At 70.1% G+C, this 20,005-nt stretch carries 21 protein-coding genes and 1 riboswitch; of the genes, 5 read left to right on the top strand and 16 right to left on the bottom strand.

Translation table 11 applies throughout. From position 1 onward, the window contains the following. Window positions 1-48 precede the first annotated feature (48 nt). The 8 genes from OG524_RS34165 to OG524_RS34130 form a co-directional block, all read right to left on the bottom strand. A complete protein-coding gene (locus OG524_RS34165) occupies window positions 49-1,338 on the bottom strand; it encodes a methylaspartate mutase (protein WP_405386417.1) in 1,290 nt (429 codons plus the stop codon). Then, on the bottom strand, window positions 1,335-1,784 hold the full coding sequence (locus tag OG524_RS34160; protein ID WP_405386419.1) for a cobalamin B12-binding domain-containing protein: 450 nt from the start codon (window positions 1,782-1,784) through the stop codon (window positions 1,335-1,337). The genes OG524_RS34165 and OG524_RS34160 overlap by 4 nt, the downstream gene beginning before the upstream one ends. After that, window positions 1,784-3,022 (bottom strand): type III PLP-dependent enzyme, encoded by a 1,239-nt coding sequence (locus tag OG524_RS34155; protein ID WP_405812300.1) that lies wholly within the window; start codon window positions 3,020-3,022, stop codon window positions 1,784-1,786. Before OG524_RS34155 ends, OG524_RS34160 begins: the two co-directional genes overlap by 1 nt. Continuing rightward, window positions 3,019-4,545: an AMP-binding protein gene (locus tag OG524_RS34150; RefSeq protein WP_405386422.1), complete on the bottom strand. Its 1,527-nt coding sequence runs from the start codon at window positions 4,543-4,545 to the stop codon at window positions 3,019-3,021. The genes OG524_RS34155 and OG524_RS34150 overlap by 4 nt, the downstream gene beginning before the upstream one ends. Next, on the bottom strand, window positions 4,545-6,113 hold the full coding sequence (locus OG524_RS34145) for an AMP-binding protein (protein ID WP_405812299.1): 1,569 nt from the start codon (window positions 6,111-6,113) through the stop codon (window positions 4,545-4,547). The genes OG524_RS34150 and OG524_RS34145 overlap by 1 nt, the downstream gene beginning before the upstream one ends. A gap of 25 nt (window positions 6,114-6,138) precedes the next feature. Next, window positions 6,139-6,390 carry a phosphopantetheine-binding protein gene (locus tag OG524_RS34140; protein WP_405386425.1) on the bottom strand — a complete coding sequence of 84 codons (252 nt, stop codon included), beginning with the start codon at window positions 6,388-6,390 and terminating at the stop codon, window positions 6,139-6,141. A gap of 35 nt (window positions 6,391-6,425) precedes the next feature. Further along, complete coding sequence (locus OG524_RS34135; RefSeq protein ID WP_405386427.1) at window positions 6,426-7,361, bottom strand: ACP S-malonyltransferase; 936 nt, start codon at window positions 7,359-7,361, stop codon at window positions 6,426-6,428. A 65-nt stretch (window positions 7,362-7,426) separates the two neighbouring features. Further along, on the bottom strand, window positions 7,427-8,344 hold the full coding sequence (locus OG524_RS34130) for a proline iminopeptidase-family hydrolase (RefSeq protein ID WP_405812298.1): 918 nt from the start codon (window positions 8,342-8,344) through the stop codon (window positions 7,427-7,429). A 357-nt stretch (window positions 8,345-8,701) separates the two neighbouring features. Between OG524_RS34130 and OG524_RS34125 the strand changes: the two genes are divergently transcribed. Next, on the top strand, window positions 8,702-9,934 hold the full coding sequence (locus tag OG524_RS34125; RefSeq protein ID WP_405386431.1) for a cytochrome P450: 1,233 nt from the start codon (window positions 8,702-8,704) through the stop codon (window positions 9,932-9,934). A gap of 66 nt (window positions 9,935-10,000) precedes the next feature. Here the strand turns inward: OG524_RS34125 and OG524_RS34120 are convergent, their stop codons facing one another. Continuing rightward, window positions 10,001-10,651: a transposase gene (locus OG524_RS34120; protein WP_405386432.1), complete on the bottom strand. Its 651-nt coding sequence runs from the start codon at window positions 10,649-10,651 to the stop codon at window positions 10,001-10,003. A gap of 212 nt (window positions 10,652-10,863) precedes the next feature. Between OG524_RS34120 and OG524_RS34115 the strand changes: the two genes are divergently transcribed. The 3 genes from OG524_RS34115 to OG524_RS34105 all read left to right on the top strand — a co-directional run bounded on the left by OG524_RS34115 (window position 10,864) and on the right by OG524_RS34105 (window position 14,038). After that, on the top strand, window positions 10,864-12,099 hold the full coding sequence (locus OG524_RS34115) for a cytochrome P450 (RefSeq protein WP_405386434.1): 1,236 nt from the start codon (window positions 10,864-10,866) through the stop codon (window positions 12,097-12,099). Window positions 12,100-12,125: 26 nt separating this feature from the next. Continuing rightward, complete coding sequence (locus OG524_RS34110; RefSeq protein WP_403922155.1) at window positions 12,126-12,317, top strand: ferredoxin; 192 nt, start codon at window positions 12,126-12,128, stop codon at window positions 12,315-12,317. Between the two features lie 131 nt (window positions 12,318-12,448). Continuing rightward, window positions 12,449-14,038, top strand: a complete 1,590-nt coding sequence (locus OG524_RS34105) for a methylmalonyl-CoA mutase (protein ID WP_405812297.1) — start codon at window positions 12,449-12,451, stop codon at window positions 14,036-14,038. Between the two features lie 406 nt (window positions 14,039-14,444). Here the strand turns inward: OG524_RS34105 and OG524_RS34100 are convergent, their stop codons facing one another. Both OG524_RS34100 and OG524_RS34095 read right to left on the bottom strand, forming a co-directional pair. Next, window positions 14,445-14,732, bottom strand: coding sequence for a transposase (locus OG524_RS34100; protein ID WP_405386438.1), 288 nt, complete (start codon window positions 14,730-14,732; stop codon window positions 14,445-14,447). A gap of 159 nt (window positions 14,733-14,891) precedes the next feature. Beyond that, window positions 14,892-15,857, bottom strand: coding sequence for a pirin family protein (locus OG524_RS34095; protein WP_405812296.1), 966 nt, complete (start codon window positions 15,855-15,857; stop codon window positions 14,892-14,894). 119 nt (window positions 15,858-15,976) lie between these two features. Here OG524_RS34095 and OG524_RS34090 point away from each other — a divergent pair, with 119 nt between their 5' ends. Continuing rightward, entirely contained in the window at window positions 15,977-16,333 is a 357-nt protein-coding gene (locus OG524_RS34090) for a tetratricopeptide repeat protein (protein ID WP_405386442.1), read from the top strand. A 76-nt stretch (window positions 16,334-16,409) separates the two neighbouring features. Here OG524_RS34090 and OG524_RS34085 read toward each other — a convergent pair whose 3' ends face one another. From OG524_RS34085 to OG524_RS34065, 5 genes are all read right to left on the bottom strand, one after another. Next, window positions 16,410-17,102: a TetR/AcrR family transcriptional regulator gene (locus OG524_RS34085; RefSeq protein WP_405386443.1), complete on the bottom strand. Its 693-nt coding sequence runs from the start codon at window positions 17,100-17,102 to the stop codon at window positions 16,410-16,412. 34 nt (window positions 17,103-17,136) lie between these two features. Beyond that, entirely contained in the window at window positions 17,137-17,646 is a 510-nt protein-coding gene (locus OG524_RS34080; RefSeq protein WP_405812295.1) for a hypothetical protein, read from the bottom strand. 58 nt (window positions 17,647-17,704) lie between these two features. After that, window positions 17,705-18,457: an SDR family oxidoreductase gene (locus OG524_RS34075; protein ID WP_405812294.1), complete on the bottom strand. Its 753-nt coding sequence runs from the start codon at window positions 18,455-18,457 to the stop codon at window positions 17,705-17,707. A gap of 266 nt (window positions 18,458-18,723) precedes the next feature. Beyond that, complete coding sequence (locus OG524_RS34070; protein ID WP_405386449.1) at window positions 18,724-19,509, bottom strand: CbtA family protein; 786 nt, start codon at window positions 19,507-19,509, stop codon at window positions 18,724-18,726. A 26-nt stretch (window positions 19,510-19,535) separates the two neighbouring features. Further along, window positions 19,536-19,751 carry a CbtB-domain containing protein gene (locus OG524_RS34065; protein WP_405386451.1) on the bottom strand — a complete coding sequence of 72 codons (216 nt, stop codon included), beginning with the start codon at window positions 19,749-19,751 and terminating at the stop codon, window positions 19,536-19,538. Window positions 19,752-19,787: 36 nt separating this feature from the next. Then, window positions 19,788-19,917, bottom strand: a riboswitch (cobalamin riboswitch). Window positions 19,918-20,005 lie beyond the last annotated feature (88 nt).

Here is a 20,005-nt window from a genome sequence, read left to right as displayed (position 1 = left end):
TCCCACCTTTTTTCTCACCGTAATGACGACCCCGGAAAGGCCACACCCTTAGGCACCCCTAGGGGCCGGGCCGGGCGAGCCACCCGCCTGCGCGGGTGCGTTGCGGTCGAATGAACGCCGGACGAAAGACAGGGAATCGAGCAGTTCCGTCGAGGTGACCGTGTGGGCCGGGCGGGCGTCGGTGACGCCAGCCAGCGGCATCTTTCCCACGTCCGACCAGCGCAGCCGGCCGTCCTCGGCGATGTAACTCCGGCTCAGTCCCGCGTTGTCCGGATGCAGGCAGTAGGGCACGTCCAGCCGGCCCTCCGCGAACGCCTTCAGCAGTGCGGTGCCGAGGTCGTCGTCCAGGTTCAGCACCCCGTCGACCAGCGCGTACGCCTCGGCGTACGTCTCCGTCCCGGCGCCATCCAAAGGGTCCGGCCCGGTGCGCGCGGCGACCGCAGCGGCATATTCCAGTGCGGCCACGTTCTCCGCCACCGACGGGATGCGCCGGGATTCCGCGACGGTTTTCACGATGAGGCGCTCGGAACCGCTCTCGACCGCCAGTTCGGCGGCCTGCGCGAGCAGTCGACGGGCGCCGTACTCGGTTTCCGGGAACAATCCCATGTAGGCATAGACGACCACGTGCCATTCGGTGTCCGCGAGGAACCGCGCGCACAGGCTGCGCAACGCGGCGACCGCTTCGGAGTCCTGACGCCGATTCGTCTGCTGGGCGTAACTCACCGAAATGCTCCGGATTCCGTGTCGGCGGAAGAACAGCGCCTCGAGCACGCTGACCGCCACGAGCAGGCCGGGCGGGCAGAGCTGGCCGAGCAGACACCCCCCGAAGGTCTCCAGGTGCGGTTCGGTGCCGGTTCCGCGGAGCGCGGCGAGCAGTTCGCAGGATTCCGTCCAGTGGGCGACGGACTCCCGCAACGGAACCCTGCCATAGGGAAGGCAGTAGGAGACGGGCCCGCCCTCCGAGGCGTCGAGCCCCACGGACAACAGCGCCCGGAAGATGTGCTGGGGCGCTGCCGAGCCGTGCCGCACCTGCACCGGGAACCCCGGACCGTGGATCCGGTCGAGGACCCGGCGGGTGGTGGCCGTCTCGTGACCAACCAGCGGATAGCCGTTGAGGTCGGCTCCTTCGAGGACGGCGAGTTGAGCGGACTCCAGGTCACCGACCCGGGTGTAGCTGTCCAGGGTGAGAGTCCCGACGGTCGTCGCGTCGGCGTCCCGGGTGGCGAGCAGCCCCGCCCGCATGCGCTGCGGGCTGCTCATCCCCATCCGGGGCTGCACCACCAGCCGGCCGGCGTCGTGGGCAGCGCGCACGAACCCTCCGAACCCGGCACCGGTCACACCAGGGCCCGCTGGGGCAGCGCGTCGAGCATCCGCCGGAAGGTGGCGACGCCTTCGGAGGTGTCGTCGAACACCGCGTCGTAGCCGGCGGCACGCAGCGCGGCCGACTCCTCCCCACCGCAGGGTCCGGCGATCCCGAGCTTGCCGCCTATGACGACGGGCACGGCGGTGAGGCCGGGGTGCTCGCGCAGCCGGGTGACCGTGCGCATGCCGTCGTGGTAACCGTGCCCGTTGACGCTGCTGATCACGATGAGCGCGGGGTCCTGCGCCAGGGCCTCGCCTATCAGCAGGTCCTCGGGTACGCAGGGGCCGAGGTTGACCACGCGGTGGCCGTGTTCCTCGATGAGGAGCTGGAGGTATACCAGGTTCCAGGTGTGCGAGTCGGAGATGCCGCCCGCCACGAGCACGGGCTGCTCGCCGGGGGTGGGGGTGAGGCGGTTGCTCATCACAGGGCCTGTCCGTGTTCGTAGGTTCGGGTGTGCTCGATGCGGGAGACGGAGACGAGTTCCTCGCCGCGGACGACGATCTCCGCGGGGGCGGGCCTGCCGAGGAACATCAGAAGGCTGGCGGTGGGCCCGTACGACCCGGCGTTGGGGACGGTCAGCAGGTCGCCGGGGGCCGGGTCCGACAGCGGAACCTGCCGTCCGAGCAGGTCGCCGGGCGTGCACAGCGGTCCGGCGAGGTGGGCCGGAACGCCGTCCGTACCGACGGACTCGTGCGGTTCGACGGAGACCGGCAGGATGAGGCCTAGACCGGACATGCCGCCGAAGGTGTTGATGCCCGCGTCGAGGACGACGTAGCGGGTGCCACGGCTGTCCTTGACGTTGACGACGGAGGTGAGCAGGGTGCCGCTGTCGGCGACCAGGTACCGTCCCGACTCGCAGGCGATGCGCGGGGCGCCGTCCCGCCAGCCGGGGAAGTGCTCGTCGAGCGACGTGGCCAGGGCGTCGCCCAGTTTGCCGTAGACAGGCCGCCGTCCCTGGACCGCGTACGGTGCGGCGAAGCCGCCGCCGAGGTCGACGATGCGGAAGGTGACGCCCAGTTCCCGCTGGAGGGCGGCGGCGGTGGCGATGGTGTGCCGGAACTCGGCGATGAGGCTCGCCTCGTCCTTGGCGTTGCTCAGCGGGAAGAAGTGCAGTCCCGCCAGGTTGGTGCCGGGTACGTCGCGCAGTTCGGCGGCGAGGCCGGGCAGGGTCTCGCCGTCGAACCCGAACTGCGAGGGCACCCCGGTCATACGGATGCTGGTGGCCGCGGCTCCGGTGGCGTTGTTGACCCGGATCAGGCAGTCGGCGGTGATGCCGAGCCGGACGGCGGCCTCGCCGACGTGGCGCAGATCGCCGGGTGACTCCACGGAGAACGTCCGCACGCCCCGGGTCATGGCCTCGGCCAGCTCCTCGGCCGTCTTGCCGGGGCCGGTGTACAGGATCTCGGTGCCCTGGAAGCCGGCCCGCAGAACGGCGTCGAGTTCCCCGACGGAGCTGATCTCCGCGCGGCAGACGCGGTGGCCGCCCGCCCGCATCTCGCGCAGGATCTCGGGGTGCGGGTTGGCCTTGGCCGCGTAGTACACGGCGATCTCGTCGGGCAACGCGGCGAACAGTTCGTCCCGCGCCGCCGCGACCCGGTCCAGGTCGTAGATGTAGGAGGGGGTGCCGAAGCGCCGGGCGAGATCGGTGGTGCCGGTCACGGCGTGGTTCCTTCCAGAAGGCTGACGAGCTGCTTGCGGTCGTGCTTGCCGTGCGCGGTCAGCGGCAGTTCGCCGACGACACGGCTGACGCCCGGCACCTTGGCGGGCTCCAGCCGGAGGGACAGCTCCCTGAGAAGCACGTGCGGGTCGATGTCGCCCTCGGCGAACACCGCGAGGTCACGGCCGGGGGCGGGCGGCAGGACCGCGGCGGCGCGGACACCGGGTACGTCCGCGGCCGCGGCCTCGATCTCGGTGGTGCTCATGCGGACGCCCTTGTGCTTGAACATGTCGTCCCGTCGGCCCTCGTAGTAAAGGAACCCGTCCTCGTCGACGTGTCCGAAGTCGCCGGTGTGCAGCCGCAGTCCGCCGTCGGGAGCGGGCCGGAAGGCGCGTGCGGTCTGCTCCGGCGCGCGCCAGTAGCCGGGCATGACGTGGGGGCCCTCGACGACGATCTCCCCTGTCTGCCGGGGCGGCAGCCGGTTGCCCTCTACGTCCACGGCGAAGGCCCGGGTGCCGGGCAGCGGGCGGCCGACCGACTCGGGCCGGGCGTCCTGCTGGTCGGGCGGCAGGACGGAGACGCGCTTGCACTCGGTCTGGCCGAACTGGATGACCACCTCGGATCCGGGGAAGGCCGCGCGGAGCCCGTCGGCGGTGGCCTTCGGCAGCGCGGCCCCGGTGTTGGTGAACATGCGGACGGTGGAGTCCTGCCGCGGTTCGCGTGCGGCCAGCGCGCAGACCATGGTGGCCAGGGACGGCACGATGGGGACAACGGTGGCCCCGGTCTCCCGGATGCGGCGCAGCAGCACGAGGTCGGACTCGCCGTCGGCGAGCACGAGTTCGCTGCGGCCGGCCGCGGTGAGCAGCACCTTGTAGAGACCGTAGTCCCACGAGATGGGGAAGCGGCAGAAGACCACGTCGTCGGGTCGGTAGCCGAGTTCGAGGTTGATGGCCTCGGTGGCGAAGACCATCCGGCCGTGCGGGCAGACGACGGCCTTGGGGGCCGCCGTGGAGCCAGAGGTGTAGACGAGGACGGCGAAGTCGTCGCTGTGGACGGGGGCGCCGTCGCCCCGGGCCTCCTTGTCGCGCAGGTCGGTGACCGCCTGCCACACCTCTTCCAGACCGAGGACGGAGACCGGATCGGCGAGCGCGGATACCCGGGAGACGGCGGGATCGGCGACGATCACCAGCGACGGCTCCGAGTTCCCGACGACGGCCTCGAGGTGAAAGTCCTTCATGCCGGTGTTGACGGGGACGAGAACGGCGCCGCGGCGCGCGGTGCCGTACAGCAGGGCCACCAGCTCGCGGGTGCTGGCCAGTTGCACCAGGACCCGGTCACCGTGGCCGACGCCCTGGGCCTGGAGCCACGCGTCGACGGCGTGGCTCCAGGCGGTGAGCTCCCGGTAGGTCCATCGCCCGGTGCCGTCGGCGACCGCCGGCGCGTCAGGGTGCTCGGCGGTGGCCTCGTCGAGCAGGTCGTGCACCCGGGCATCGGTGCGGGCCCGTGTTGTCGGTTGACCGTTCACTACGACTCCTGCCGTCCTTCGGTCCTGCTCCCGGTTCCGGCGTGCTGCTCACGCAGGGCCGCGGCGCGGGAGGTGAGCTTCCTGCGGTCGGTCTTGCGGTTGGGGTTGAGCGGGAGCGCGTTCAGGTGGTGGTAGGCCCGGGGGACGACCGCGGCCGGCAACAGTTCCCGCAGATGACGGGCGAGCCGGGCGGGCGGCACCGGGTCGCCGGTGTGGAAGACGGCGAGCTCGACCGTGCCGTCCACGGGGACGGCGACGGTCGCGGCGTCCTCCACGCCGGAGCAGGCGCGCACCGCGGCATCGACCTCGGCCAGTTCCATCCGTATGCCGTGCACCTGGACCTGGGCGTCCTGGCGGCCGAGGTACAGCCAGGCATCGCCTCCGGCGACGCGGCGGACCCGGTCCCCGGTCCGGTAATAGCGCAGGCCGTCCCGCTCCAGGAAGCGCCCGGTGTCGTCGGCCGGGTCGAGGTAGCCGGGGGTCAGCTGTGGTCCGGCGATGCACAGTTCGCCCTCGCCGGTGGTGCTCGGCGAGCCCGCGTCGTCCAGCAGCATCACCGGGTGGCCGTCGTGCACGGCCCCGATCGGCACCATGCCGTGCAGGTGTTGGCTCCCCGGCACCCGGCGGTGGGCGGTGATGGTGACGGTCAGCTCGGTCGGCCCGTACAGGTTCTCCAGCACGGTGCCGGGAGCCGCCGCCGTCCAGTCGTCGGCGTCCCGGCAGCTGAGCGCCTCCCCCGCGAAGAAGCTCCGGCGCAGCGAGGACAGCGCACCGGGTGCGAGTCCGCCGGTGCGCCGCACCAGGGTGATCGCGCTGGGTGTGGAGAACCACACGGTCACACCTCGCTCCGCCACGAACTCGGGCAGGCGCGCGTACGCCCGCGCCGGGACCGGCACGACGGTGGCTCCGGCGCCCCAGGCGCAGAACAGGTCGAACATGGCGCAGTCGAAGTTGAGGTCGAAGGTCTGCGAGAAGACGTCCTCGGGACCGAAGTCGTATCGCTCGTCGAGCAGGGAGAAGTAGTACGCGGTGTTGGCGTGGGTGACCGGCACACCCTTGGGGCGCCCGGTGGAGCCGGAGGTGAAGAGCACGTAGGCGATGCCGTCCGGGCGGGCGGGCATCGGCGCCTTCAGCACACTGTCGGGGTCGACAGTGAGCTCCGGCATCGGTTGGCCGCCGGGGGCGAACAGGGTGGGCAGGGTGACGCCGTTCTCGTGCAGCGCGGTCAGCGCCGGCAGGGCGTCGTCGTCGGCGAGCAGGGCTCCCACACCGGCGGCCTCGATCATCTGCCTGGTGCGGGCGGCGGGAAAGGCCGGCTGCAGGGGGACGACGGTGACCCCGCTGTAGAGGCCTGCCAGCAGGCTCGTGTACGCCGACGGGCCTTTGCCGGCGAGCACGCCCACGGCGGGCGGCCGGTCGGGGAGCCCTGCCAGCAGGGAGCCGGCGAGCAGGAGGGCCCGCTCGTGGAGCTCGCGGTAGGTGAGGGTGGCGCCGTCGGCCCACAGCGCGGGCCGGTCGGGCGCCAGGGCCAGCCCGCGCAGGAACCGTCCGGACAGGGCTCCGTCCATGGTGAGGTCCAAGGGATCCGTCCCGTCAGCTCTTGGCGCGCTGGAGCGTGCCCTCGACGGTCTCCCACAGCACGCCCGCGCTACGGAAGGTGCCCATGGTCAGCGCGCTGTCACGGAAGCGCACCTGGTACGCCTCCTCCAGCATGCCGAGCAGCTGGACCATGCCCAGCGAGTCCAGACCGAGGTCGTTCAGCTCGACGTCGGCGGTCAGCGGTTCCTGCGGGGGCAGGAACGGCAGGAAGGTGCGGAGTATCTCTTCGAACTGTTCGTCCCACATGGGTGTGCCTCCTGCGGATAGGGCGGATGGACGGGTCAGGCGGCGCGCGGACGGCGCCGGGGGGTCATCGCCAGGCGGGGATGCGCGGCGACGACCTCGAAGGTGCGGATGGTGCGGGGAACCCGGCCGAAGAGGCTGTCGGGTCCGGCGACGCACATCCGCCGGACTCCGGCGTCACGCAACGCCGTGGTGACGCTCGGCCAGTTCATGGGGTGGTCGAAGCTGTCGAGCAGCATGGTGCGCAGTTCCTCACCGGTGTGCAGCAGCCTGCCGTCCTGGTCGGCGACGACCGGCAGTGCGGGATCGGCGAAGGTGAAGCGGGAGATGACCTCGCGTTCCGCCTTGGCGCGCAGGGGCGCGAACGCCGACGCGTGCATGGGCGGCCGCATGGTGTAGAGGGGAAGGCTGCCGATACCGCGCAACCGCTCCCTCATCCACTCCACGCGCCGTTCGGCCAGGGAGACCATCCAGAAGCCGTCGTCGATGTGGCAGGAGATCTCGTGCCACTCCCCACCGTCGTCGAGTTCGGCGAGGATCGCGTCCAGCTCCTCGCGCGGGGCGCGGACGAAGGACAGGGTGACGATGTCCCGGTGGTGGTCGGCGAAGTACTCCTCGAGGCACCGCGCGATCCCGGCGGTGAGCCGGATCGCGTCGGGCAGGTCGAGGGCGCCGGTGTAGGCAAGGGCCGCCTTCTCCCCGAAGCTGGGGCCGGCCACGACGTCGGGGTCGATGTCCAGGTGCTCGCGGGCCCAGTAGGCACTGGCCAGGCAGTTCACGAAGAACGCGACCTGGGCGGCCTCCGAGTAGTCGCCCTCGGCGCTGCGGTAGGTGTCCACCAGCGAGTAGCCGAGGACGTCGTCAGCGACGGCGACCAGCTCCCGGGCCCAGGGGCTGGCGACCATGAAGCGGCCCACCTCGGCGAACGGGACGGGTCCCATACCGGGAAAGACGAGAGCGGTGTCGTACGCCATGGCGGTGTCCCCGCCCCCTTTCACAGTGGTGCGCGACGCTCGGGCCGGCGACGCGGCGCGGCGTGTCACAGGCCGGCGAGGAAGTCGGTGAGCACCTCGAAGAACCGGTCCGGTTCCTCCAGGTGCGGCAGGTGGCTGGACTCCTCGAAGATCTCCCAGCGGGCCCCGGGGACACGGTCCATGTAGGGCTGGACGACGGCCGGGGTGGCCTCGTCATGGCGTCCGCTCAGGAGCAGGGTGGGAGTGCGGATGGTGTCCAGTTCGTCGACGATCGACCAGTCCTTGAGGGAGCCGATCACGTGGAACTCGGTGGGCCCGTTCATCGCGTAGTAGACCGTCGGGTCGTTGTAGATCTCCATGAAGGAGGAGAGGAAGTCGCGGGGCCACGGGGCGAGGCGGCACACGTGGCGGTCGTAGAAGACACGCATCGCGGCCAGGTACTCCTCGGTGTCGTACGTGCCGGCCGTCTCGTGCCGCACCAGGGTCTCCTGCACGTCCGGCGGCAGGGAGGCCCGCAGCCGGGCCATCTCCTCCAGCCAGATGGGGTACGAGGCGGGCGCGTTGGCGACGACCAGGCCGCGCAGGCCCGGCGGGCGGCCCATCGCGTGCCGGGCACACAGCGGGCCTCCCCAGGACTGGCCGAACAGGACGTAGTCCTCCGCGATGCCCAGTTCCCGTACGAGGTTGTCGAGTTCGTCGAGGAAGAGGTCGACCGTCCAGAAGTCCGGTGTGCTCTCGGGCAGATGGGTGGAGCCGCCGTTGCCCAGCTGGTCGTAGTGGACGACCGGCCAGCCGTGCTCGGTGAGGCGGGCCAGCTGCAGCAGGTAGTCGTGCGTGCTGCCGGGTCCCCCGTGCACGACGACGACCGCCGGGCGGCCCGTACCGAGTTCGCCGGTCACCCGGTACCAGGTCCGGTACTCCCTGAAGGGGACGGTGCCCTTGACGCTGGGTACAAGACCCTGCGCACTGGGTTTCGGGGCCACGCTGATCACCTCTACTCGGCTGCGGAGTGCGGCGGCCGTCCGGTCAGGGAGATCCGGCCGGGACCGCGGAGCGTGGTGGCGCCGGGCGAACGGTGCTTCCGCCGTGGTCCGCAGCCGACGCTAACCGTCGCCCTGACGTTCGACGGACCCCTAACCGCCCCTAGTGGCAGGGGGGGTGACGAGGGCCACGGCCGCACCCCACAGGGGCCCGTGCCGCTAGGGGCGCGTAGGGGTGGGCCGCCCCCGGCCGCGCTCCTTAGCGTGCGGGAAACGGGCCGGCGGACCGCGCCGGCGCCGAGCCCGGAGCCTCCCCTGGTGAACGGCGCGTCCCGCTCCCTCCCGTGTGAAGAGGACACCATGACTGCACCTGCCGAAGCGGCCGACCAGGACGCCCTCCCGGAGTTCCCGATGCGCCGGGCCTGCCCCTTCAGTCCTCCCGCCGCCTACACCGGACTGCGCGAGAACGAACCGGTCTCCCGGGCGCAGCTGAAGGTGAACGGCAAGCCGACCTGGCTGGTCACCCGCCACGACCTGTACAAGAAGTTGCTCGGTGACCCGCGGGTGAGCGCCAATCTGAAGCTGCCCGGCTACCCGCTCCAGGTGCCGGTGCCGGAGGAGACGCTCCAGTCGGTGCCGCTCACCTTCCTGTCCATGGACCCGCCCGATCACACGGTGCAACGTCGCATGCTGGCGGCGGAGTTCAGTGTGCGCCGCATGCGCGAACTGCGCACCCGGGTGCAGCAGCTCGTGGACCAGCAGATCGACGACATGCTCGCCAAGGGCTGCGACAGTCCGGTGGATCTCGTCACGGCCCTCGCGCTGCCGGTGCCGTCCCTGGTGATCTGCGAACTGCTCGGCGTCCCCTACGAGGACCACGCCCGGTTCGAGCAGTGGGCGTGGGCCATCATGAACCACGAGGTCAGCGACGAGGAACGAGGCATCGCCCACTACGAACTGGACCGCTACGTCGACGGGCTGGTCACCGCCAAGGAGAGCGAGCCCGGCGACGACATGATCAGCCGGCTGATCGAGTTCAACCGGGGGACCCCGGCGGTGGAGCACTCGGACATCGTCAGCATGTCCAAGCTGATGCTGGTCACCGGTCACGAGACCACCGCGAACATGATCGCACTGGGTGTGCTGGCCCTGCTGGAGCACCCGGACCAGCTCGCCGACGTGCGCGAGGACCCCGACCTGATGCCGCGCGCGGTCGAGGAACTGCTGCGGCTGTTCTCCATCTCGGACGCCGGCACGGCACGCGTGGCCATGGAGGACATCGAGCTGGGCGATGTCACCATCCGCGCGGGCGACGGCATCCTGCCGCTGAACAACGCCGCCAACCACGACGAGGCCGTCTTCCCCGATGCGGACCGGCTGGACGTGCGCCGCGAGGCCCGCAGTCATGTGGCCTTCGGGTACGGCGTCCATCAGTGCGTCGGTCAGAACCTGGCCCGGATGGAGCTCGACGTCGTCTACTCCACGCTGCTGCGCCGGGTACCGACGCTGCGCCTGGCCACGCCGGCCGAGGAACTGCGGTTCAAGGACGACGCCATCGTCTGGGGCCTGTACGAGCTGCCCGTCACCTGGTGACGCCGAACGCCCGGCCGCGCATCCCTTTCCCCACCGTTCCGTTCGAGAGGCTTCCCCATACTGATGTCAAGCCGCTGCCGTGACAGCGGGTGCATCTTGATAGCACACACCGTCATGGATCATGGCCCACAAGACATTGATGCGGCGGCGCGCGAGTGCCAGCAGCGCCTGCTCGTGCCCTTTCCCCTCGGCGCGTTCGCGCGCGTAGTAGGACTTCGTGGCCGGACAGCTCTTCAGGCTCGACAGCGCGGAAAGATACATCGCGTTGAGCAGCGCACGGCGGAAGCGCCGGGGTCTGCGGAGGTTCCCGCTGACGCGCCCGGAGGCGCGCGGGGCCGGAGCCAGGCCGGCGAAGCCGGCGAGCCGGTCGGCGCTTCCGAAGGCGTCCATGTCGCCGCCGGTGGCAGCGAGGAACACGGCTCCCAACAGCTTGCCCATGCCAGGCAGGCTGACGATCACCTCGGCGTGCGGGTGCTCGCGAAACCGGGCCTCGATCAGGGCTCCGCCGTGGTTGAGGTCGACGGCCCACAGCACGTCGGTGTCGAGGGTCAGGACGTCCCCGATCAGTTCCAGCAGTACCGTCTCGTCGTTCAGGACCCGGCGGGACAGCAGGCGTTCGCCGTCCGCGTTGATCACCACGCAGTGGTGGTGCTCCTCCCCGATGTCCACTCCGGCCCATATCCGGGGCACGGTCACCTCCGCCAGCTCGTCGCCCATCACATGCCCAGCAGACGACCTCGCCGACGTTGCCCTGCACAGCGATCGGGTCGCATCTCCCACTTGGCGGTCGAGTCGTCGCGGAGCTCCGGGCGGCCAAGCCTCTCCAGCCATCTCACGGCGCAGCCATGACAGCCATACCCAGAGCCCCCGGGTCCCGCTGATCTTACGAGTGACCAGTTGGAACCACGATCAAGAAAGCAGGGCACACCATGACCCAGTCCGCCGACCCGGCGCCCGACACGGCGTCGCCGCATCCCCAGTTCCCGATGCGACGCGCCTGCCCGTTCAGCGAGCCGGGCGAGTACGCCGAACTGCGCGCGAAGGAGCCCGTGTCCCGCGCCTCGCTCAAGGTGAACGGCAAGCCGACCTGGCTGGTGACCAGGCACGAGCACGTCAAGCAGGTGCTCGGCGATCCGCGGGTGAGCAGCAACCTCAAGCGTCCCGGCTACCCGCACCAGTTCCACATCTCCGAGGAGATGCTGGCCCATGTCCGGCTCATGATGCTGTCCATGGACCCGCCGGACCACACCGCGCAACGCCGCATGCTGATACCGGAGTTCACGGCACGGCGGGTGAAGGAGATGCGACCGCGGATCCAGCAGATCGTCGACGAGCGTATCGACGCCATGTTGGCCGCGGACGGCCCGGTGGACCTGGTTGCGGCCCTCGCTCTGCCGGTGCCGTCCCTGACCATCTGCGAACTGCTCGGCGTCCCCTACGAGGACCACGCCCGGTTCGAGGAGTGGTCGGCGGCCATGATGAACCACGACCTCGGCCCCGAGGAGTACGGGGCGGCGGTGCAGGCCCTGGACATGTACCTCGACGAGCTGGTCACCCTCAAGGAGACCGAGCCGGGCGACGACCTGATTAGCCGGTTCCTGGAGAAGAACCGCGCCGAGCAGGCCGCCGACCACACCGACGTGGTGACCATGGCCCGGATGATGCTGGTGGGCGGCCACGAGACGACGGCCAACATGATCGCGCTCGGTGTGCTGGCGCTGCTGGAACACCCGGACCACCTGGCGGAGCTGCGGGCAGACGACACGTTGCTGCCGAACGCGATCGAGGAGTTGCTGCGCGTCTTCTCCATCTCGGACTCGGGCACCGCCCGTGTCGCCGTGGAGGACATCGAGGTGGGCGGAGTCACCATCCGCGCCGGTGAGGGCATCCTCGCGCTGAACAACGCCGCCGACCACGACGAGGCGGTCTTCGCGGACCCCGGCACCCTCGACTTCCACCGCAAGGAGGCGCGCAGTCACCTCGCCTTCGGATACGGGATCCACCAGTGCATGGGCGCGAACCTCGCCCGCGCGGAGTTGGAGATCGTGTACGGCACCCTGCTGCGCCGCGTTCCGGGCCTCCGGCTGGCCGTGCCGAGGGAGGAACTACGTTTCAAGGACGACGCCATGGTCTACGGCGCCTACGAACTGCCCGTCACCTGGTGACGGCCGAACCGATCGGAATCCCTGTCATGCGTGTCACCACGGACCACGACCGGTGCGTGGGCGCCGGCCAGTGCGCGATGCTCAGCCCCGAGGTCTTTGACCAGGACGACGACGGTCTCGTCGTCGTCCTCCAGGACAGGCCCGCGGCGGAGCTGCTGGACGACGTGCACCGTGCGGCGGAACTGTGCCCGTCACGGTCCATCCACGTCACCGGCTGATCTGTTCCGCGCTCGCGGCGCGGTCCCGTACGGGCCGGGCGCCAGGTACCGCGGGGGCGCCAGGCCCACGTACGGGAGGGGCAGCGTCGTCCGCCCCGCACGACGACGACAACTGAGGACGTGAACCCGTGGTGACGAACCGACCTCGCTCCTCCGAATCCGGACTGCCCATCCAACCGGTCCACGGGCCCGGCGCCCAGGCGGGCTGGGACCCGGCCGAGAAGCTGGGTGAACCGGGGAAGTGTCTCTTCACGCGGGGCGTGTACCCGTCGATGTACACCGGCCGACCGTGGACGATGCGCCAGTACGCCGGTTTCGGCACCGCCAGCGAGTCCAACACCCGGTACAAGCAGCTGATCGCCAACGGCACCACGGGCCTGTCGGTCGCGTTCGACCTGCCGACCCAGATGGGGCACGACTCGGACGCCCCGATCGCCTCCGGCGAGGTCGGCAAGGCCGGCGTGGCGATCGACTCGATCGACGACATGCGCGTCCTGTTCGCCGGGATTCCGCTGGACGAGGTCTGCACCTCCATGACCATCAACGCCCCCGCCGCGCTCCTCCTCCTGCTCTACCAACTGGTCGCGGAGGAGCAGGGCGTGGCGGCGGAGATGCTGACGGGCACGATCCAGAACGATGCGCTCAAGGAGTACATCGCCCGGGGCACGTACATCTTCCCGCCGAAGCCTTCGCTGCGGCTGATCGTCGACATCTTCAAGTACTGCCGTGCCGAGATCCCGAGGTGGAACACCATCTCGATCTCCGGCTACCACATGGCGGAGGCGGGTGCCTCGCCCGCGCAGGAGATCGCGTTCCCCCTCGCGGACGGCATCGAGTACGTCCGCACCGCCGTGGCGGCCGGCATGGACGTGGACGACTTCGCGCCGCGGCTCTCCTTCTTCTTCGTAGCCCGTACGACGATCCTCGAAGAGGTCGCCAAGTTCCGCGCCGCGCGCCGGATCTGGGCCCGGGTGATGAAGAAGGAGTTCGGCGCGGAGAACCCCAAGTCGCTGATGCTGCGCTTCCACACCCAGACCGCCGGCGTCCAGCTCACCGCCCAGCAGCCCGAGACCAGCCTGGTCCGCGTCGCCGTGCAGGGACTGGGCGCGGTCCTGGGCGGCACCCAGTCACTGCACACCCACTCCTTCGACGAAGCCATCGCCCTGCCGACGGACAGATCCGCCCACCTCGCACTGCGCACCCAGCAGGTCCTGACGTACGAGACGGACGCGACGGCCACCGTCGACCCCTTCGCGGGGTCCTATGTCATCGAGAAGATGACCGACGACATCGAAGGCGCGGCCCTGGAACTGATGCGGAAGATCGAGGACCTCGGTGGGGCCGTCGGCGCCATCGAACACGGCTTCCAAAAGCGGGAGATCGAGGACAACGCCTACCGCATCGCGAAGGAGACCGACTCCGGCAAGCGGGTCGTCGTCGGCGTCAACCGCTTCCAGCTCGACGAGGAGGAGCCCTACGAACCGCTCCTCGTCGACCCTTCCATCGAGACCCAGCAGGCCGAACGCCTCGCCAAACTCCGCGCCTGGCGGGACCAGGACCGGGTGGACCGCCACCTGGCCGACGTGCAGAAGGCGGCGGCCGGGGACGACAGCGTGCTGTATCCGATGAAGGATGCCCTGTCCGTCGGGGCGACCGTGGGCGAGGTGTGCGACGCGTTGCGCGAGATCTGGGGCACCTACACTCCCGGCGCCCCCTTCTGACCGGCCCATCGGCCGGACCGCCCTCGGATCAGGTCGCCGGCGCCACCGGCCCGCAATCGTGTTGAAACGTCCGGGCTGCGAGATAGGTAGGACGCCTCCCGGAAGCGGGAGGCGTCGGGCGTCGAAGCAACTCGCGGGCCTTGGCAGGCTCAGGGCGGTGCCGGGCTCGACTGTACCCGCGGGGCCCCGTAGGCGCCGCGAGATCCGGCGTGAAGCACCCAAATCTCGCCCACCAGCACCTCCTCGGCCCGCTCCCGCACCATCCGGGCCGGCCGTGACGCCCTGTGCGCGTAGTAGGTGGAACGGGGCACCGCCAGCACACGGCACAGGAGCGCAAGGCTGTGACCTGCGCGATTTCTCTCCGACGCCTTCTCCGCATCGATGAAACGACACCGTGCCGCGGTGTCTACCTCATCTTGTCCTGAGCGAAGAAGGCGGTCGCTTTTCCCAGAACCTCGATCGTGGCCTCCTGCTCGCGGACCTTCCGCCGCAGCCGGACCAACTCCTCACGCTCCGCAGTGGTCAAAGCCCCGGCGGGCCCCTCACCGCGGTCGACCTTCGCCTGCGTCACCCACCCGCGCAGCCCTTCCGGACTCACGCCCAGATCCCTCGCGACCGCGGTGACCGTCTCCTCCGAGGACAACACCAAGGCGACCGCGTCCCGCTTGAACTCGGCCGTGTACCGCTTACTCATGTTAGGTCTACTGAAGCTGGTCACACACGACCACACTTTGGAATCCTGGGCACGTGCGGCGGAAGCTTCCGGGGAAGCGCTGGACCGATTCCGCTTCTGAGTATGGAACCGAGCTTCCGCGACCAGGAGAGCGCCCGGCCCCGGCCACATCAATGCAGCTCAGCGCACCCTTCCCCGCGGTTTCAGCGCCACAGGCGGCAGTTCAGGAGCAGGCAGCCGACCTCCGTCGTAGCCATGCACTTCCCCGAACCGGGCACCGTCCACCCAGTCCGCACGCGCCTGTGCGATGTCCTCATGGGACCGCCCGACGAAGTTCCACCACATGACGATCTCCTCCTCGAACGGCTCACCGCCGAGCAGCATCAGCCCCGCATCGGATGCGGCGCGCAACGGAAGCTCCGTGCGACCACAGCCGAGGTAGAGCATCGAGCCCGGCAGCACCGGGACACCGTCGACCTCGGCCTCGCCGGACATCGAGAGCACGGCGTACTCGAAGTCGGGGTCGAGGGGCAGCCGGGCCTCGGCACCGCGGGCGAGGGCCAGATCGGCTCCGACGATCGGGGTGTAGGCCGTACCGGGTGACGCAGCCCCGTCGAGTTCGCCGAGGATCACGGTGGCGGTGACGCCCGGTGCCGTGACGGCCGGCAGGTCGGTGTGGTGCTGGAAGTGGGGTTCGACGTTCCTGTGGGCGTCGGGCAGGGCCACCCAGAGCTGGGCGCCGTGCAGAAACCGGGCGTGGGGCTTCGGGCTCTCCTCGGAGTGGCTGATGGCCCTGCCGGATGTCATGAGGCCCAGCTCACGGGGGTGGATCGTCCGGAGGCTGCCCAGACTGTCCCGGTGCAGCACCTCGCCGTCGTGCAGCCAGCTGACCGTCTGCAGACCCATGTGCGGATGCGGGGGCACCTGCATCCCGGGCTCCTCCGCGATGTCGTCGGGGCCGTAGTGATCCACGAATGCCCAGGCTCCGACCATCCGGCGTCCGAGGTTGGGCAGCAGCCTGCGGACCTCCGTGGACTCGCCGAGCTGCACCCGGCGCGGGGTGAGGAGTTCACGTACCGGTTCGGCGACGACGAAACCCCGTCCCCCACAGACGGAGAGTGCGGCCTGGCGATCGAGATTGCTCATGGAGTTCAACCTATTCCCGTGCGGACACGGAGCGCCGGTCCCACGCCGAAATTTTAGTGGAATGTTGAACTACTCTACTGTGTTGACGCATCTGCAAGCGTTTCGGCCAAGGAGGAGAAGTGGACGACACCTACTACGAATTCGGTACGCCCGCCGACCGCTGGGACCGGGCGCAGCTGTTCTTCGAGGCGAAGGAGTACATGACCGCGGCGCGCATCCTCGGCGGGCTGGTCGAGGAGGTGCCGGAGCAGGTCGCCCCCCGCCTGCTGCTGGCGCGCGCCTACTACCACTCGGCGCGGCTGACGAAGGCCGAGGCGGAGCTGCGTGAGGTGCTGGCGCTCGACCCCGTCGAGGACTACGCGCGGCTGATGCTCGGGCGCACACTCGAACGTCAGGGCCGGTCCGCGGAGGCTGCCCCGCACCTGCGGATGGCCGCCGCCCTGACGGGCGACTTCGGACCGGACGAGGTGCGGTAGCGGGGCGGAGGGCCAGTGCCTGAACTACGAGGCCTGGACCCTCCGCCCCGGAAGTTGCGCTCCCGCAGTCGTTCTCCTACGCCGAATTCGACACGCGGTCCAGCCACTCCGTCATCATCGCCGACTCCGCCGTACTGAGCCCGGATCCGTGCGACCGGCGAAGGAGGGCGCTCAACCGAGCCGCGGTGGACGGGACTTCCGTGTCCTGCGGTGCGCTCGTTCGCGCGTCCGGCGTGAACACTGCGGCGTGCACGGCATCGCGGAGGCGGGTCGATGCCTCGGCGTCGGAGAAGGTCGCGGGGCGGGATACGAGCATGAGCGCCACGCCCGTGGTGGCCGACATGATCATCTGGGCGGCGAGGGCAGGAGCGACGCGCAGCCTCCCCTGTTCCGCCGCCCGCTCCAGGTCCCGGGTGAGGATGCGGTGGGACTCGGCCGCGGAAGCCGGTGGCGTACGCATCGCGGGGGAATTCATCAGCCGGTACAGGTTCGGGTTCCGTAGGGCGAACTCGACGTGACTGTCCCAGCCGCTACGGAGGTCCTCGATGGGATCAGAGGTGTCGCCGCGCTCCCGCTTGGTCTCCAGGTAGGCGTCGAAGCCGTGGTCGACCACCGCCGACAACAGCCCTTCCTTGTCGCCGAAGTGCCGGTAGAGGGCCGGCGCCCCGACCTGCGCGGCCTCGCACACGGCTCGCGTGGAGATGTCCCCGTCCGGCGACTCGGCGACCAGCCTGGCCGCGACTTCGAGGATGCGTGCTCGTGTACTCATCGAAGGGACGCTATCAAGCGGTGTACGGCCCAGGTCAGGCGGCGGCATGGGGAGCCGGCAGGTCGTCGGGCCCGAGAGTCAGCAGTCGTCGAGCCCCATCCGGCCGAGGAACTCGGCACGGGTCCGGTCGGCGAGAACACTGACGGCCTCCCTGCCGTCGCCCGCCGGATCCACATCGGATCCGGAAAGGCCGCTCCCCGTGCTCGGCGTCCACCACCTCGACGACGGCCCCGGCGATCTGCGGCGCGTCGGCGACGGCGAGCGCCAGGTCTTCCGGGCGACCGGATATCCGATCCGTCGGACCCGCGCAGCGCTTCTCGTAGAACTGCAACCGCTGGGACAGCACGCCCAACTCGACGGTCCGGAGATCCACATGATGTTCGGCCGCGCAGCCTGCGGCGGCGGCCACACGCTCCGCCTGCGCCGTGCGCGTCCGGGTGTCGCGCATCGCCATGTGGACCGTGTGCCCGGCGCGCGCCGGGCCTCTGACCGCCGGCCCTCCGAAGCCGCCCCCTCCGCCGGTGATCACGATGACCTTGCCCATGGCCGCGCTCCTCCGTGAGGCGATGACGAGGGTGGACGGGAAGAAGAGGCTCTCCGCGTCAGACGATGCCGCCATTGGCGCGCAGCACCTGCCCGTTCACCCAGCGGGCCGGGCCGGCGAGGAAGGACACGACCTCAGCTATGTCCTGTGGTGTGCCGAGCCGCTCCAGGGGCGGCTGGGCCGCCATCCGCGCGACGGTCTCCTCGTCCTTGCCGTCCAGGAACAGCGCGGTGGCCGTCGGCCCGGGGGCGACGGCGTTGACCGTGATGTCCCGGCCGCGCAGCTCGCGGGCCAGGATCAGCGTCATGGCCTCGACCGCGCCCTTGGTGGCCGCATAGGCGCTGTATCCGGGGAGGGACAGCGACAGCACCGAACTGGAGAAGTTGATGATCGCCCCGCCGCTCCTCAGCCGGCGGGCCGCCTGCTGGTCGACGACGAAGGTGCCGCGGATGTTGGTGCGGTGCATCCGGTCCAGCGCGTCCAGATCGGTGTCGACCAGCGGGGCGAGCGTCATGACGCCCGCGGCGTGGACCACCACGTCGATGCCGCCGAACGCTTCCTCGGCCGCGTCGAAGAGGGCGGCTACGGCCACCTCGTCGGCGACGTCCGCCTGGTGCGCGACAGCCTCGCCACCTGCGGCGACCACAGCCGCCACCGCGGCCTCGGCCTCGGTCCGATTGCCCGCGTAGTTGATGACGACGGCGAAGCCGTCCGCGGCCAGCCTCTCGGCGCTCTCCCGGCCGATACCCCGCGACCCTCCGGTGACGAGAGCGACCCGGCGCGCGGAGGTGGTGGTGTGCTGTTCAGTCATGACGCTTCTCCTGGGAACAGGGGCTGCGACTGCTGCCACGAACCCGGTACGACCACGCTAGCACTCATGCGGTAGCAACGCTATCTTCTGTGGATAACATCGCTACCTTGTTGGAGTGCCACCTGCCGGAGTTCCACCCTGTCGGACCGGATCAACCAGGAAAGACCTGCATGAATACCCCGGACCTCACGGGCACGGACACACAACGATTGAGCCCGCCGGATATCTCCCCGGCGGGCTCAATCGTGCGGTCGCAGGCGTGAGGGTCAGCTCATGGCACCCGCCGAGCGGGCAGCGACACGGTCGGCCGCCACCTCACCACCAGCACTCGGACGCGGCACCAGCAGCCGTTCAGTGAGGTAGCCGAACACGAGACCGAAGCTGACCCAGAGGGTCGCCTGGACCGCGAGTGTCGCCAGCCGGAACTCCCACAGCAGACTGGCGGGGAAGTCCGCGCCGACCTCGTTGAACGAGGGCAGGAAGACGTACGCGAGCCCGACGAGGAGGACGTACGCCCCACCCACGGTGATCGTGGTGTTCCAGTTGCCCAACTGCGGTGCGAGCCGCTTGCCGGTGATGACGGCGGCCACCGCGAGCAGCACACTGAGCGCGACCATCAGGAAGAACAGCCCGGTGCGTTGCCCGATGGTGTCCGGGTTCCCCACCGCCGGCGGGTTGGCCGGGTACTTCAGGAAGGGCACGACGTACACCGTCAGCAGGGCACCCCCCGCGACGAGTGCTGCCGTGGCCCGCGGGCCGAAGGAGCCGATGCGGCCCAGGGCGTAGCAGAAGACGAGTGCGGCGATGCCGCCGACGGCCACGCCGAAGACCAGGACGCCGGTGGCGAGACCGCCGGTGGCCTGCATCGTGCGCGTGACCAGTTCCTCGCCGTGCTCGTGGGCGTGCGTGTGTGCCTGTGCCTCTTCCAGGGCGATGGCGGCGTCCACCCGCGACTCACCGAGGAAGTAGGCCACGGCAAGGGCGAGCGCGCCGGCCAGAAGGCCGGCCAGCATGCCGCGGATGAGCAGAGCTCTGACCGATACGGAGTTCATGAGACGTTCCCCTGGTTCCCGAAGTCTCAGTGGCAGGGGAACCCGAGGAGGTGACGGCCGTCGTGGACCCACTCGTGCACGGCCTCGCCCGAGATGACCGCGGTGGCTCCCTGTTCGGCTCCGACGAAGTACAGCAGGACGAGCATGAGGATGCCGAAGAAGACGGCCCAGGGTGCGATGGCCTTCGGCGAGATGGGCGTGATGACCGGTGCGACGGTGGTGGGGGCGGCAGAATGTGCCATGGCAGAACCTCCTGTGGGAACACGCGTCCCTGTCGTGGTGCCTGAGACGAAGGTGCCGGGTCTGACTCCCCGCAGCGATGCGGGTACACAGTGGCGCGACCGTGCCGGATTCTCACCGGACTTCCGTTTCACCCTCGTCATGGGTGCCGCGACCATACCGCCTGCGGTTCGGCCACCGCCATGGTGCGTCGGCCCCGACAACGGCTCGTGGGACGGGCCGTGTTCCCATGAAGCGCCTACGCAGAAGGCTCCTG

Origin of the sequence: Streptomyces sp. NBC_01520, from assembly GCF_045040375.1 — a bacterium.
Lineage (GTDB): Bacteria > Actinomycetota > Actinomycetes > Streptomycetales > Streptomycetaceae > Streptomyces.
The sequence above is the reverse complement of the archived record's forward strand: the minus strand, read 5'-3'. Positions and strand labels throughout refer to the sequence as shown.

Coding starts and splice junctions, on each gene's coding strand:
- OG524_RS34160 (WP_405386419.1), bottom strand. CDS start 1,784: ATGAGCAACCGCCTCACCCCCACCCCCGGCGAGCAGCCCGTGCTCGTG.
- OG524_RS34145 (WP_405812299.1), bottom strand. CDS start 6,113: ATGGACGGAGCCCTGTCCGGACGGTTCCTGCGCGGGCTGGCCCTGGCG.
- OG524_RS34140 (WP_405386425.1), bottom strand. CDS start 6,390: ATGTGGGACGAACAGTTCGAAGAGATACTCCGCACCTTCCTGCCGTTC.
- OG524_RS34135 (WP_405386427.1), bottom strand. CDS start 7,361: ATGGCGTACGACACCGCTCTCGTCTTTCCCGGTATGGGACCCGTCCCG.
- OG524_RS34125 (WP_405386431.1), top strand. CDS start 8,702: ATGACTGCACCTGCCGAAGCGGCCGACCAGGACGCCCTCCCGGAGTTC.
- OG524_RS34120 (WP_405386432.1), bottom strand. CDS start 10,651: ATGGGCGACGAGCTGGCGGAGGTGACCGTGCCCCGGATATGGGCCGGA.
- OG524_RS34115 (WP_405386434.1), top strand. CDS start 10,864: ATGACCCAGTCCGCCGACCCGGCGCCCGACACGGCGTCGCCGCATCCC.
- OG524_RS34110 (WP_403922155.1), top strand. CDS start 12,126: ATGCGTGTCACCACGGACCACGACCGGTGCGTGGGCGCCGGCCAGTGC.
- OG524_RS34100 (WP_405386438.1), bottom strand. CDS start 14,732: ATGAGTAAGCGGTACACGGCCGAGTTCAAGCGGGACGCGGTCGCCTTG.
- OG524_RS34095 (WP_405812296.1), bottom strand. CDS start 15,857: ATGAGCAATCTCGATCGCCAGGCCGCACTCTCCGTCTGTGGGGGACGG.
- OG524_RS34085 (WP_405386443.1), bottom strand. CDS start 17,102: ATGAGTACACGAGCACGCATCCTCGAAGTCGCGGCCAGGCTGGTCGCC.
- OG524_RS34080 (WP_405812295.1), bottom strand. CDS start 17,646: ATGGGCAAGGTCATCGTGATCACCGGCGGAGGGGGCGGCTTCGGAGGG.
- OG524_RS34075 (WP_405812294.1), bottom strand. CDS start 18,457: ATGACTGAACAGCACACCACCACCTCCGCGCGCCGGGTCGCTCTCGTC.
- OG524_RS34070 (WP_405386449.1), bottom strand. CDS start 19,509: ATGAACTCCGTATCGGTCAGAGCTCTGCTCATCCGCGGCATGCTGGCC.
- OG524_RS34065 (WP_405386451.1), bottom strand. CDS start 19,751: ATGGCACATTCTGCCGCCCCCACCACCGTCGCACCGGTCATCACGCCC.